Origin of the sequence: Comamonas koreensis (genome assembly GCF_014076495.1) — a bacterium.
Lineage (GTDB): Bacteria > Pseudomonadota > Gammaproteobacteria > Burkholderiales > Burkholderiaceae_C > Comamonas > Comamonas squillarum.
This window is the reverse complement of record NZ_CP043575.1, coordinates 2379978-2393900: the sequence shown is the minus strand read 5'-3', so window position 1 is coordinate 2393900 and position 13923 is coordinate 2379978. Positions and strand designations below refer to the sequence as shown.

The window sequence follows — 13923 nt, the reverse complement described above, 5'->3', positions numbered from 1 at the left end:
AGGCATACAGCAACGGACTTAGCCGCTCAGTAGCAAGTCCTTCCGTCATAGCACAGCAGCTCGTAACTAATGGTGGAGCCAACTCTTCTCAAGCACTTGGCAACGCAGCAAATCAATTCTACAGCAGCTAATGCTTAGAAGATCTCTTCTCTCTCAGACATCGTTAACGCTAAGCGGGGTCGATGCTTTAGGTCAGCGGGAAAAAGGACGTCTGTTGTACTTAGCATGGGACGGATCGAGGTATGCAGCCGTTCAAGGAGCTTGCCGATCTCGTGCAAGGTATCGCCGAGCATCCAGCTATCCCATATCAGCGCCTTTTTAAGCTGTTACCAGAATTATTCAATCCCTATCTTGCCGACTGGAGGTCCAATCTACGCGGAGCCTCGAAGTCCTTACGAAAAGCTCGAGCTTTATTCCGAGTACGTTTAACCTTGTCGATGATGGGCATCTACCCGCATACACAGCACCATACCCCGGCGACCCTTGGACTCACTTCCCCAATCACCTGAGCGACACCCCCACCCCTCCCCCGTACCAACCCGCTTGAGCCCTCCGCCGTTATTCGCTAATATTTACTTGCCGACCGGTAAATTACTAGTATTCAACCAGGAGACCCTGCATGGCCTACAACACGCTCATCGTCGATATCAAGGACAAGATTGCCGTTGTCACCCTCAACCGCCCGCCCGTCAACGCGCAGAACAAGGAGTTCCGCAACGAGATCATGGAGCTGTTTGACGAGCTGTCCGACCGCGACGATGTGGCCTGCATCGTGCTCACGGGCACAGGCAAGGTGTTCTCGGCCGGTGCCGACATTCGCGAACGCCCCAACTTGGCGGGAGAGCCCGGTGCCTATGGCCGCCACAACCGCCTGGTGCGCGAGTCGAACAACGCGATCATGGAATGCTCCAAGCCCATCATTGCGGCGATCAACGGCCCAGCGCTGGGGGCTGGCTTTGGGCTGGTGATGGCTTCGGACATCTGGGTGGCCTCGGAAGACGCCTATTTCTCGATGCCTGAAATCAATGTGGGCCTGGCGGGGGGCGTGACGTTCTTGCAGCGCTATTTCAGCCAGTCGCGTGCACGCCGCATGTTCTTTACCGGCATGAAGGTGTCGGCGCAAGAGATGTACCGCCTGGGCCTGATCGAGGCCTGCCTGCCCGCCGACCAGCTGATGCCCTATGCGATGGAGATGGCGCGCGAGATCGCATCCAAGAGCCCTATCGCTTTGCGCCTGGCCAAGGAAGCTGCGCGCATGACCTTGCTGATGCCCACGCGTGATGCCTACCGTTATGAGCAAGGCAACACCGTGGCACTGTCCAAGACGGAAGACACGCGCGAGGCGCAGCAGGCGTTTTTGGAAAAGCGCGAGCCGGTCTACAAGGGCCGCTAAGCGCTACTAAGGGCCGCTCTTACAACGCCCTTGGTACGTCCTCGCCTGGCGTGCCGCGCCCTGACTTGCCGTGCGTCTGTACTGACAGCGTCAGGACGCCGTGTCAGGGACGCTCAGTTGGGGGCGCCTAGCTGGGGGCGCCAAGTCGGGGGCGCCGAGCCTCAACGGCAAACCTTCGGTTTGCTGGGTGCTGTTAACAGCTCCCCGTCCCACGCGCCGAGAATCATCGATCGCTGCCGCTGGCCCTGGGCTACAAAACCCGGCCAGCGCAGCCTTTAGGATCCTCTGCAGAACCCTCGCCAAGCGGGATGGACGCGGATCGGGATGAGACGCTAGGCGTCTTTTGCAGTGAATAGCCGTAGCTATTCACAAGGAAGACAACGCAGCGGATCGCCCGAGTCCGCGTTCAGACCACGGCAGGGAGTTTTGTAGAGGGTCCTTAACGGCCGCCAGACAGCATCAGGCGGGGCCCGATGGATGGATGATTTTCGTTGAACTATGATGGTGCCACCGCCCAGAAGCCACAAGCCGCCGGGTGCGGATCGGCCGTCTCCCGGCCGATATCAGGGCAAACAAATTTTGGTGACTATGCAAAAAAACACGACGAAACCCTCCGACGCCCCCGAAGAAGGCAGCAGCACGCGCATGCGTGTGGAAGACCGGAAAGAGCAACTGATAGAGATAGCGGTCCGGCTGTTTGCCAGCAAGGGCTTTGACGGTACCTCGCTGCGCGACATTGCCGACGAAGCCCAGATCACCAAGGCGGCGCTCTACTACCACTTCCCCAACAAGGATGCGCTCTACGAAAGCATCCTCGTCGATGGCATGCGCACCCTTGTCAACTATGTGTCTACAGCCATGGGCAAGGTGGCCAGCCCCGAGGGCAAGGTGCGCGAGTTCATGCTGTCGTCGGCCGACTACATGGACCGCAACCGCGACTCCTGGATCGCCGGCTCCAACATGTTCTGGTTTGGCGACAATGCCAAGCCCCGCACCGAGAACCTGGCCCTGCGCGACCAGTACGAAAAACTGCTGCGCGATGCAATCAAGCAAGCCGTGGACAGCGAGGTGTTCCAGAAGGTGGACCCCACCATTGCCAGCCGCATGCTGCTGGCCGTGCTCAACCAGCTGCCCCGCTGGCACTCGCCCACTGGGCGGCTCAGCGCCCGCCAGGTGGTGCAGCAGTACATTGACATGATTTTCCAGGGGCTGCTCGCCAGCAATCCCGCTCGCTAAGCCAGACACGGGATACCTATAAAACAAGGCCCAGGCGCTGCAAACGCCTGGGCCTTGTGGCGTATTTCAGCTATCAGAAGCTGTGGATGATGCCCACCCGGTAGGCATTGCTGTTGCCGTTGTTGGTAAAGCCCGCTGCGGTCACCGCACCGGTCAAGGTGTAGCCGGCGCCGTTCTTGTTCTTCACATAGCCGTAGTCCGTGTACAAGGTGGTGCGCTTGGACATCGGGTACAGGTAGGCCACGCCGTACTGGCGCGCATCGCGGTTCAATGGGCCAGTGTCGTTCAGGTCGATGGCATTGAGCAGCAAGGTGCCTGGGCCGAGCTTGACGGAGGCGCCGATCGAGAAGCTGCGGTCGTCCTGGCCCTCGTAGTAGCCCACGGAGGGGAAGCCGGCGAGCTGGCCGCTGTTGTCCAGGCCGGTGTTCACCGTGGGCGTGATGGCGGCGCCCGGGTTCTTGAAGGTGGCAAACGAGCCAAACAGCTTGAAGGCCTTGAAGTCATAGGCCAGCGCCGAGTTGAAATAGCGCGTCGCCGAGCCATCGGTGGGGTTGGTCATGCGCGTGGCCGATACGGCTGCGCTCCAGGCATCGTTCTTGTAGAACAGCGCCAGGGTGTACTGGTGGGCACGGTGCTCGATGTCGATGCTCTGGCGCGTGTATTCGCTGATGGTATAGGCCGCCTTGCCGATAAAGCCGCCGATCGACGGGCTTTGGTAGAGGATGTTGTTGTTCTGCCGGCCGGGCGAGGGCTGGATGCCCTGCAGGTTGCCACCGCCACCCAGGCCAAAGGGGTCACCGACGGCCTGCACCTCGGTCGGCAGCGATGCCAGGGTGCGGCCCATGCGCAGCTCGCCAAAGTTGCCGGTCAGGCTGATCAGCGAGCCCCGGCCAAAGGCCTTGGCGCCAAAGCCCTGGTTTTGCTGCTGCGCGCCGTTGGAGGTGTTGATACCCATCTCCAGCTGGAAGTTGGCCCGCAGGCCGCCGCCCAGGTCCTCGCTGCCCTTGAAGCCCAGGCGCGAGCCCATCATGTGGCCGCTCTCCAGCTTGGTGGCGCGCTGGCCCTGCATCGATACGCTGGCCACGCTGCTGTCGATCAGGCCATAGACCTGCACCGAGCTGCTGCCGCCCGAGGCCAGCCCCCCGGCCGGCGAGGTGATCTGCTTGAGCTCCTGGGTCTGCGCGGTTTGCGCCGCCGCGCCCCCGGCCGCTGCAGAGGCGATGAGTGCTGCGAGCAGCGGATGAAGTCTGGGCTTGTTGGCTTTCATGGTTTGTCTCCTGGTGTAGTTTTGGAAAGACGTGGTCGGGCCTGGCCCCATGCACGACCACGGTGAAAACGCTTTGCTGTTTTTTTTAGACCGAGCAGATCCCCACCGCGCTAGAAAGCGCAGTGAGAAAGGGAGTCCCTGCAGTCAAACGCAGGGGCAGAAGGGGCGGACGCGATCCGCCAGATGGAGCGCGGTGAGCGGCGCGGCTATGGGCTAGCGGGCATGGCCACCTCGCGCATCAACGCGTACCAGGGGTCATCAGGCGCCCTGGCGCCTAGGGGCAGGCGCCGGCCAAAGCGCGTGGCTTCGTCCTGCGTGGGCGCGGCCCAGATGTCCTGCCAGTCGTAAACCACCACGCGCTTGGCCACCCGCCATTCGCGCGCGGCGGTGGCCGTGGCGCGGCAGGTAAACAGATCGACATAGCGGCCGCACAAGAAGGTGGCGCGTGGTGCGCCGGCGGCATCGCTGTCCGTCTGGTAGGCCAGAAAATACGCCTCCACCGCAGCGGCATCGCCATTCAGCTGGATCGACAGATTGGCGATGTTGTGGATATAGCGCCCCTTGGCCAGCTGGGGCAGCGCCGCCTGGATAAAGCCTTCCGCACTGCCCTGGTAGGCGCCATGGCGGTCCGTGGCATCGGGCCAGTAGGCGGCGCGCAGCGCCGCTTCGTCGCCCCGGTCAATGCCCCGGCAGTAGGAGTAGAGTGCTTCGCGGATCGCCTCGCGGTCGCAGAGCGCCTGGAACTGCGCCTCCAGTTGGGCCAGCCTGGCTTCGCTGCTCATGGCTGTGCCACCTGCTGCGTCTGCGCGCGCAGCTCGATCACCGCATCCAGGCACATGGCGCCCTGGGTGCGCACCATCAGCGGGTTGATGTCCACGCTCTGGATGCTGTCAGCATGCTGCATCGCAAACTCCGACAGCCGGCACAGCGCCTGCACCAGCGCAGCCTCGTCATACTGCGGGCCGCCGCGCCAGCCGCGCAGCAGCTGGCTGGAGCGCACCGCATCGACCAGCGCCTGGGCGCGGTCTGCGGTGAGTGGTGCCGATGCCAGCGCCACATCCTGGAACAGCTCCACCGCTGTGCCGCCGCTGCCATACATGACCATCTGGCCAAAGGTCGGGTCGCGGTGCAGGCCCAGGATCACCTCCACGCCGCCGCTCAGCATCGGGGCAATCAGCACGCCGTCCAGCCGGGCATCGGGCCGCGCTGTGCGCGCGCGGTCCATCAAGGTCGCAAAGGCGCGTTCGACGGCGGCGGCATCTTGCAGATTGAGCATGACGCCGCCGACCTCGGTCTTGTGCGCAATGTCGGGCGAGACAATCTTGACCACCACCGGGAAACCCACCTGCGCTGCGGCAGCGGCAGCTTGTGCGGAACTGCTGCACAGGTGCTCGGGCGGCACCGGCAGGCCAGCGGCTGCCAGCGCGCGCTTGGCGCCGCTTTCGGTATGTACATCGTCCAGCGCCAAGGCGGGCGCGGCAGGCTGCGCGCTGCCGGGCAGCTGGTACAGCGCCTGCCAGCGTTGGCGGATCTTGGCCAGGCCGGCAACGGCGCGCACGGCGCGGGTCGGGTCCTCGAACACGGCCACGCCCTGCTTCTCCAGCGCGCTGCGCACCTGGGGCAAGGCCAGCATCACCAGGATGGTCAGGCGCTCGCGGTGCTGCGCAGCCAGTTCCGCAATCTCTTGCTGGGTGCTGGCAAAGCGCTCGGGCGACAGGCCCACATGGGCCAGGTAGCCCAGCACTGCGCCATAGCGCGTGTGCTCCAGCATCACGCCCAGCGTGCGCGCGGTGCCACTGGCCACCGAGGTGACCTGGGCCGTCATGTCCAGCGGGTTGGCGGCCACCGCAAAAGGCAGCAGCGCCAGGGTGGCCTCGCGCGCGGGGGCGGGCAAGGGTGGCAGCTCCATGCCCTGGGCGCCCGCCTCGTCGGCCATCAGCACGCCGATGCCGCCCGAGCCGGTGAAGACACCCAGCTCGTCATTGGCCGGCAGCACGCCGCTCACGGTATAGAGGTAGGCGATGTCCAGCATCTCCTCGATGGACTCGGGCCGCAGGGCGCCGCACTCGCGGAACACCGTGTCGTAGACCTTGTCATTGCCGGCCAGCGACCCGGTGTGGGTGGAGGCAGCGGCGGCACCCAGCTCGGTGCGCCCTACCTTCATGATCAGCACCGGCTTGCCGGCGCTGGCTGCCTTGAGCAAGGCGCGGCGCAGGCGGTTGCCGTCGCGGCAGGATTCGACCGCCGCGCAGATGATGCGCGTGTCCGGGTCGCCTGCCAGGTAGTCAATGCTCTCGGCCACATCAACATCGGCCTCATTGCCCGTCGCGATGATCTTGCTGAAACCCAGGCCGCGCAAGGTGGCCAGACCATAGGCGGCCGAGCCAAAGGCGCCGCTTTGCGTGGCCAGCGAGATGGAGCCCGGCTGGGGCTGGGCGCCGTTGAGAAAGGTGGAGAAGGTCGAGAAAAAGCGCGCCGGCACATTAAGCAGGCCCAGCGAGTTGGGGCCCAGCATGCGCACACCGGCTGCGCGGCACAGGCCGACAATGCGGTCCTGCAGCGCGCGGCCGGCCGCATCAATCTCGGCAAAGCCGGCCGTCATCACCTGGATGGCCTTGACGCCCTTGGCAATGGCATCGCGCACGGCCTCTTCCACCCCGGCCACCGGCACGCAGATGATGGCCTGGTCGACCGGGAACGGGATATCGGACACCTTTTGGTAGGACTGCAGGCCCTGGATTAGCGCGCCGCTGCGGTTGACCGGGTAGATGGGCGCGGCAAAGCCGGCTTCGAGCATAAAGCGCAGCGGGCGGCCGCCAATGCGCTCGGGATCGGACGAGGCGCCGACCAGCGCCACCGAGCGCGGGTGGAACAAGGCGTCGAGGGACGAAGATGTTGGGCTCATGGCGGATCCTCTCAGGCGCGGGCGGCAGTGGGGGCGGATTCAGCGGCGACTTCAGCCGCGATCTCGGCGGCCATGTCGGCTGCCAGGCTGTCGAGCTGCTCGTAGCGGTCGCCCCACTGCAGGCTGCAGCCAATCGCATGCATGGCTAGGCGGGCGGCAGGCAGCTCGCGCGACATGCCGATGCCGCCATGCAGCTGGATCGCCGACTCGCCCACCTGGCGGGCCGCGATCGACAGGTAGTGCTTGAGCAGTGCCACCGCATGCGCATCGCTGTCGCCCTGGTCAAAGGCCACGACACGCTCGCGCACCATGCCGCGCACGCTCTCATAAGCCACATACATGTCCACCGTGCGGTGGCGCAGTGCCTGGAAGGTGGCAAGCTGCACACCAAACTGCTGGCGCGTGTTCAGGTACTCAATGGTCTGCTCGACCATCGCGCCAATGGCGCCGACGATCTGCGCGCAGCAGACCAGCGCGCCCACGGTATTGGCGCGCTTGGCAGCAGCCACTGCCGCCCGGCCCCGTTGCAGCACGGCGCTGGCGGGCAGGCGCGTAGCCTTCAGGCTCAGGTCGGCCGTCAGTCGGCTGTCATGGCCAGCCCAGCTTTGCAGGCTGCCGCCTAATTGATCGCGGCTGGCCAACAGCAGCAAGGCCTCGCCGGCAGCGCTGCGGGCCAGGAAGAGCAGATGGCTGGCGGGCTCGCTCAGGTCAATGCCGCGCAGGCTGCCCTGCAGTTGCACGCCTTCGGCATCGACCATTGCCGTCAGGCTGCAGCTGCCGTCATGCGCAAACACGGGGGCGATGGAGACTTCGCCGGCAGCCAGCAGCCCCAGCATCTGGGCCACATCGTCCCGGCCGGGGATGGCGCCCAGCACCGCTGGCACCACCGCGCAGCGTGCGACCAGCGGCGTGGTCAGGCCATAGCGGCCAGCGGCCTCTGCGATGGACGCCACATCGGCAAAGGTCGAGCCCGCGCCGCCACTGGCCTCGGGCACCAGCACGGCTTGCCAGCCGAGCTCCAGAAACTGCTGCCAGCTGCCGCTGGCCTGGGCTTCGGCCAGCGTGGCATTGACCGCCTGTGCATCGGCCGCCACAGCATTGGCTGCCACCCGTAACGTCGTGTCGTACAGATCGCCCGGAAACATGGGAGAGGCTTGAAAAGGCATGGGTCAGGCTCCAAAGATATCGCGTGCAATCACGTTTTTTTGTACTTCGCTGGTACCGCCGGCCAGGGTGCGCGAGCGGTAGAAGAGGTAGGTGTGGATCAGCTCGCGCTTGAGCTCCACATCAGCCGGGCTGCTCTCGGGCAGGCTCGGAATCAGGCGCGCCGCGTAGTCGGGGCTCATGTCAAAGGCGATGCCGATGATCTGCTGGGCCAGGTCGGAGCAGAACAGCTTGAGCGCCGAGGATTTGGACGAGGCCAGCGTGCCCTGCATCTCTTCGTCGATGGCGCTGATCAGCATCTCCTTGGCGCCGGCCACGGCCGCTTGGGCCAGGAACAAACGCTCCAGCAGCATGTGCTGGCTGGCACCTTGTTGGCTGCGGCCGCGCTCGCGCAGCGGCTGCTCGATTTGTTCCAGCAGGCGCACCAGGCGCGGCACGGTCGCGGGCGACAGGCGCTCGCGGTCGAGCAGGAACTTGGCGCAGGCCCATCCGCCGCCCTCCTCGCCAATCAGGTTGGCCACGGGCACGCGCACATCGCGCAAGAACACCTCGTTGACATGGTGCCAGTGGTCAATCGTCGGGATGGGGCGCACTTCAATGCCGGGCGCATCCATCGGCACCAGCAGCAAGGAGATGCCGGCCTGCTTCTTGCCCTCCTTGGAGGTGCGCACCAGGGTGTACATCATGTCGGCCTCCTGCGCGTGAGAGGTCCAGATCTTCTGGCCGTTGATGACATAGTCATCGCCATCGCGCACCGCCGCCGTGCGCAGCGAGGCCAGGTCGGAGCCGGCGCCGGGCTCGGAATAGCCCTGGCACCACCATTCGCTGCCGTCCACAATGCGCGGCAGGTAGCGCTCCTTTTGCGCAGGCGTGCCAAAGTGCATGATCACCGGGCCGATGTGGCCGATGCCATGGTGGTAGAGCGGCGGGCAGTCTTCCTGCGCCATCACTTCTTCAAACAAATAGCGCTGCTGCATGTCCCAGCCGGTGCCGCCCCATTCGATCGGCCAGTTGGGGGCGCTCCAGCCCTTGCGCTGCAGGATCTTGGCCCACTCGCTCATCTCGGCGCGGCCCAGCTTCTCGTTGGCGCGGACCTTGGCTTTCAGCGCGGGCGGGCAGTGCTGCTGCGCAAAGTCGCGCAGGGTTTGTCGAAAATCGGCATAGGGATCGGTGGTTGCTGTCATGTTTCCGGGTTCAAGGTCAAATCAAACGACAAGGGGCGGGCAAGGGCTGGGTGCCCCTGGCCCTCATTCCTGGGTAATGTGCTTTTCTCGGATCACGGCGGCCCAGCGCGGGCGCTGGGCATCCAGGTAGGCGGTGAAGTCTTCGGGGCCGAGCAGGTGCAGCTCGCCGCCGGGGCGGGTCACGCCCTCGGCTACCGTGGGCACTTCCACCACCGCGCGCAGATCGCGGTAGATGCGCTGCTGCAGTGCTGCGGGCACCTTGGCAGGCATGAAGAAGCCAAAGAAGCTGCTGCAGCTGTAGGGCTTGAGCTCAGGCGCGGACGACTGGGAGAACGGGGTCAGCGGCAGTGCGCTGCGCACGGGTTTGTCGCTGGCCACACCCAGCACCTTCATGCGCCCGGCCTGCACATAGCTCACTGCGCTGGGCGCATCCAGCAAGGCCGCTACCTCGCCGGCCATCAAGGCGTTCAAGGCCGGGGCATTGCCCCGGTAGGGCGCGTGGATGATGTGCGCGCCGACGGCCGAGGCCAGCATCTCGGCGCAGATATGCGGGCTGGAGCCGACGCCCGACGAGGCAAAGGCCACCTTGCCGTCATTGGCGCGCATATAGCTGGCAAACTCGGCCAGGTTGTTGGCGGGCACCTGCTTGCCTACATAGAGCACGCTGGGCGACTCGGACACCATCATCAAAGGTTTCAGGTCCTGCGGGTCATAGGGCAGGCGGGGCATCATCAGCGGGTTGGTCAAGTAACCCAGGCTGCTCAGCAGCAGGGTGTGGCCATCGGCAGGGGCCCGGGCGACCAGGGCCGTGCCAATGGTGGTGCCGCCGCCGGGGCGGTTGTCGATCACCACCGGCTTGCCCCATTTCTCGGCCAGCACCGGCGCAATGGCGCGGGCCACCTGGTCGGTAAAGCCGCCGGCCGCATAGGGCACAACGATGGTGACCTGCTTGTCAGGGAACTCCGCCGCCTGCACCACGGCCCCGGCCCAGGCGCCGATGAACACGCCCCAGGTGGCGGCCCGCTTGAATTTTTGAGAGATAGACACGGCAGGTCTCCATCACAAAATACGTTGTTGCTATGGGCTGGTCAGCAGTCGCCTAACGCGCGGCAACGGCCTGGGGCAAGCGGCTTAGCGCCGCCTGGTCCTGCCAGGCTTTTTGCGGCAGCGAGGCCATCATCGTGTGGGCCAGCCCGCCATCGACCACCAGCTCGGCGCCGTTGACGTACGCAGCCGCATCGCTCAGCAAGAAGCTGACGGCACCGGCTATGTCACCCGGCTCACCAATGCGGCGCAGCGGTACGCGCTGCTCGCGCTGAGCCTTGGCTGCCGGATCGGCATAGGCCAGCGCGGTACCGGGCGTGGCGATCAAGCCGGGCGAGAGCGCATTGATGCGCACACCCAGCGGCCCCCACTCGGTCGCCAGCTGGCGCACCAGCATCAGCGCGGCCGCCTTGCTGGCGCTGTAGGCGCCCAGCGGTGGTGTGGCATGGCTGGCCGATACCGAGGTGATGACCACGATGCTGCCGCCACTGGCACGCAGCGGTGCCAGGGCCGCCTGGGCCAGCAGCAATGGCGCCCGCGCATTGAGCGCAAAGGTCCGGTCCCAGTCGGCCACCGGGTAGTCGCTCAAGGCCCCGGGAAAAGCCGCGCCCGCATTGCTGACCAGGCCATCGAGCCCGCCCCAGTGCTGCACGGCAGCGGCCACCGCCTGGGCGGCAAAGTCCAGCCCCGACAGATCACCCGCCAGCACCTGGACCTGCGCGCCCAGCGCTTGCAGCTCAGCGGCCACCGCATCGAGCTCGGCCGCATGCTGGTCCAGCAGGGTCAGTTGCGCTGGGTCGGCTTGGTCATGGGCGTCTTGGGCCAGGCGCAGCGCAATGGCGCGGCCAATGCCGCGTGCGGCACCGGTGACGAGAGTGCGGCCCATCACTGCCCCTTGAGCAGGTCGCAGGCGCTCTCGGAGGCGGGTCGCCAGGCCTCTTCAGGCGCGATGGTGCCGATGATCTTGTAGTAGTCGAACTTGGCCTTGGACTCCGCCGGGGTCTTGACCTGCACCGCATAGAGCGGGCGCAGCACCTGGCCATCGGCCCGCACCTTGACCTGCTTGGAGAAGAAGTCGTTGACCGGCAGCTCGCGGATCTTGGCCGCCACGGCCTTGCCCTCGTCGGTGCCGGCGGCCTGCACCGCCTGCAGGTAGTGCGTGGTGGCGCTGTAGGCACCGGCCATCAGGTAGGTGGGCGCGCCATTGTTGTAGCGCGCCATGAAGCGCTTGGACCAGGCCCGGGTCTCGTCGTTCTGGTCCCAGTAGAAGGGCAGCGCCAGCTGCAGGCCCTGGGCCACATCCAGGCCCATGGCGGTGACGCTGTTGATCGTCATGCCAAACACCGCCACCTTCTGGCCACCGCGGGCAATGCGGTACTCAGCCGCTTGCTTGAGGGCGTTGGACAGGTCCAGCCCCGCGTTGATGATGACAATCGCCTCGGCACCACTGGCCTGCGCCTGCAGCAGGTAGGACGAGAAATCGGCCGTGCCCAGCGGGTGGCGCGTGACCCCGGCCACCTTGCCGCCACCCTCTTTGATAAAGCGCGTGGCCTCGTCCAGGTAGGCCTGGCCAAAGGCGTAGTCGACCGCGATGAAGTAGAAGCTCTTGACGCCCTGCTTCATCAGCGCCTTCACCCCCGCCTTGGGCATCGCGTAGGAGTCGGCGACAAAATTGAAATTCATCGGCGAGCAGGCCTTGTTGGTCAGGTCGGCCGTCGTGGTGCCTGCGATCAGGTAGGGCTTGCTGCGCTCCTTCATCAGCTGGGCCACCGTCAGCGCAATCGACGAGGCGGAGTTGCCGACGATCGTGTCGAACTTCTCCACATCCAGCCAGCGGCGGGTGATGCTCAGGCCGATGTCGGGCTTGTTCTGGTCGTCGGCTACCACCACCTCGATGGGCTTGCCCAGCACCTTGCCACCAAAGTCCTCGACCGCCATCTTGACGGCCAGCGCATGGCCGGGACCGCCATTGCCCGAGTAAGGCCCCGTCTGGTCCCCCATCACACCAATGCGGACCACGTCATCACTGACCTGGGCCCAGGAAGCGGACGGCGCGGCCATGGCCGCCAATAACGACAAAAGCAATGCATGCGGGCGTACAGATTTCACGTTGTCTCCTTGATCAGCTCTTTTTTTGCGATGAACCGTGTCTTGGCCGGCCGTCCAGATCTTGGTGTTGGACTACATACCTGCCGACAGGTAAATAGTACAAAAAAAAGCTTGAATAGCTTTCAGTGCTAACCCTTGGTCGCTGGGAGCTGTGTGTTTTTGCCCCTGCTGGACGGGGCTTGGGAGACCGATGCACGGGCTGTGCTGGCCGAAAAGAAAGGCGGGATAAATCACCTGAAGGCGCTCCGTTCTCAATGGCGGATGCGCAGGCCCAAGCAGCCATGGCCCAAAAAGAAAACGCCTCGGCTTTAGACAAGCAGAGGCGCAAAGGCGCCTATAAGGCGCCGCTGGGGGAGGCAGTCGCAAGCGTCGCCTGGCGCGACCACTTGCCGATTCTCAAAATAAAGTCGCAAGCGCCCTATTCGCAAGCGCTTGTGGCCAGACCGGGTCAGGAAGCCAGGGCCCGCATCTCCGCAATCAGGTCGGACTTGCCTTCAAAGCCGATGCCTGGCAGCGCTGGCAGCGTGACATAGCCGTTGTCCACCTTCACGCCATCGGGGAAGCCGCCATAGGGCTGGAACAGGTCCGGGTAGCTCTCGTTGCCGCCCAGGCCCAGGCCTGCGGCGATGGCCAGCGACATCTGGTGGCCGCCGTGGGGAATGCAGCGGCTGGGCGACCAGCCGTATTCCTTGAGCATGTCCAAGGTGCGCAGGTATTCCACCAGGCCATAGCTCAGCGCGCAGTCAAACTGCAGCCAGTCGCGGTCCTTGTGCATGCCGCCGTGGCGGATCAGGTTGCGGGCATCCTGCATCGAGAACAGGTTCTCGCCCGTGGCCATGGGGCCTTTGTAGACTTCGCCCAGCTTGGCCTGCAGCTCGTAGTCCAGCGGATCACCGGCCTCTTCGTACCAGAACAGCGGGTACTGCGACAGCGCCTTGCCGTAGTCGATGGCGGTCTGCAGGTCAAAGCGGCCATTGGCATCCACCGCCAGTTGCTGGCCCGGGCCCAGGATTTTCAGCACCGATTCAATGCGCTCGCAGTCCTCGGCCAGGGTAGCTCCGCCAATCTTCATCTTGACCACCGAGTAGCCGCGCGCCAGGTAGCTTTCCATTTCGCGCTGAAGTGCCTCCAGGCCCTTGCCGGGGTAGTAGTAGCCGCCGGCGGCATAGACAAACACGCGCGGGTTGGCTGTGCCATTGCCATAGCGCTCAGCCAGCAGCTGAAACAAGGGCTTGCCGGCGATCTTGGCCGTGGCATCCCAGACGGCCATGTCGATGGTGCCGACCGCCACCGAGCGCTCGCCATGGCCGCCGGGCTTTTCATTGATCATCATGCGGGCCCAGACCTTGTGCGGGTCCAGGTTCTCGCCGGTCTCGTCCAGCAGGCTGCCGGGCTGGGCTTCGAGCACGCGCGGGATAAAGCGGTCGCGCATCAGCGCGCCCTGCCCGTAGCGGCCGTTGGAATTGAAGCCGTAGCCAATGACGGGCTTGCCATCGCGGATGACATCGGTGACCACGGCCACCAGGCTCAAGGTCATCTTGGAGAAGTCGATGTAGGCGTTGCGGATGTCCGACTTGATGGGACGGGTGGATTCGAGGATGTTGACGATCTTCATGGTGGT

11 protein-coding genes are annotated in these 13923 nt (G+C 65.0%); 2 read left to right on the top strand and 9 right to left on the bottom strand.

What is annotated here, in order from left to right:
- The first annotated feature begins 619 nt into the window (after positions 1-619).
- Positions 620-1393 (top strand): enoyl-CoA hydratase/isomerase family protein, encoded by a 774-nt coding sequence (locus F0Q04_RS10710; RefSeq protein ID WP_021028139.1) that lies wholly within the window; start codon positions 620-622, stop codon positions 1391-1393.
- A 588-nt stretch (positions 1394-1981) separates the two neighbouring features.
- Positions 1982-2629, top strand: a complete 648-nt coding sequence (locus F0Q04_RS10705) for a TetR/AcrR family transcriptional regulator (protein ID WP_021028140.1) — start codon at positions 1982-1984, stop codon at positions 2627-2629.
- 73 nt (positions 2630-2702) lie between these two features.
- On the opposite strand, the gene F0Q04_RS10700 is transcribed toward F0Q04_RS10705, so the two are convergent.
- The 9 genes from F0Q04_RS10700 to F0Q04_RS10660 all read right to left on the bottom strand — a co-directional run bounded on the left by F0Q04_RS10700 (position 2703) and on the right by F0Q04_RS10660 (position 13917).
- Positions 2703-3896, bottom strand: a complete 1194-nt coding sequence (locus F0Q04_RS10700) for a porin (RefSeq protein WP_182345392.1) — start codon at positions 3894-3896, stop codon at positions 2703-2705.
- Positions 3897-4102: 206 nt separating this feature from the next.
- Positions 4103-4678 carry a nuclear transport factor 2 family protein gene (locus tag F0Q04_RS10695; protein WP_182345391.1) on the bottom strand — a complete coding sequence of 192 codons (576 nt, stop codon included), beginning with the start codon at positions 4676-4678 and terminating at the stop codon, positions 4103-4105.
- Entirely contained in the window at positions 4675-6801 is a 2127-nt protein-coding gene (locus tag F0Q04_RS10690; RefSeq protein ID WP_182345390.1) for an acetate--CoA ligase family protein, read from the bottom strand. The genes F0Q04_RS10695 and F0Q04_RS10690 overlap by 4 nt, the downstream gene beginning before the upstream one ends.
- A gap of 11 nt (positions 6802-6812) precedes the next feature.
- The gene (locus tag F0Q04_RS10685) at positions 6813-7967 is read right to left on the bottom strand and encodes an acyl-CoA dehydrogenase family protein (protein ID WP_182345389.1); all 1155 of its coding nucleotides are present in this window, start codon (positions 7965-7967) and stop codon (positions 6813-6815) included.
- Between the two features lie 3 nt (positions 7968-7970).
- Positions 7971-9149, bottom strand: a complete 1179-nt coding sequence (locus F0Q04_RS10680) for an acyl-CoA dehydrogenase family protein (RefSeq protein ID WP_182345388.1) — start codon at positions 9147-9149, stop codon at positions 7971-7973.
- Positions 9150-9212: 63 nt separating this feature from the next.
- Positions 9213-10196 carry a Bug family tripartite tricarboxylate transporter substrate binding protein gene (locus tag F0Q04_RS10675; protein ID WP_182345387.1) on the bottom strand — a complete coding sequence of 328 codons (984 nt, stop codon included), beginning with the start codon at positions 10194-10196 and terminating at the stop codon, positions 9213-9215.
- A 52-nt stretch (positions 10197-10248) separates the two neighbouring features.
- Complete coding sequence (locus tag F0Q04_RS10670; protein WP_198424353.1) at positions 10249-11079, bottom strand: SDR family NAD(P)-dependent oxidoreductase; 831 nt, start codon at positions 11077-11079, stop codon at positions 10249-10251.
- Positions 11079-12302 (bottom strand): ABC transporter substrate-binding protein, encoded by a 1224-nt coding sequence (locus F0Q04_RS10665; protein ID WP_232539591.1) that lies wholly within the window; start codon positions 12300-12302, stop codon positions 11079-11081. The genes F0Q04_RS10670 and F0Q04_RS10665 overlap by 1 nt, the downstream gene beginning before the upstream one ends.
- A gap of 448 nt (positions 12303-12750) precedes the next feature.
- Positions 12751-13917, bottom strand: coding sequence for a mandelate racemase/muconate lactonizing enzyme family protein (locus F0Q04_RS10660; protein WP_182345385.1), 1167 nt, complete (start codon positions 13915-13917; stop codon positions 12751-12753).
- Between the last annotated feature and the right edge of the window lie 6 nt (positions 13918-13923).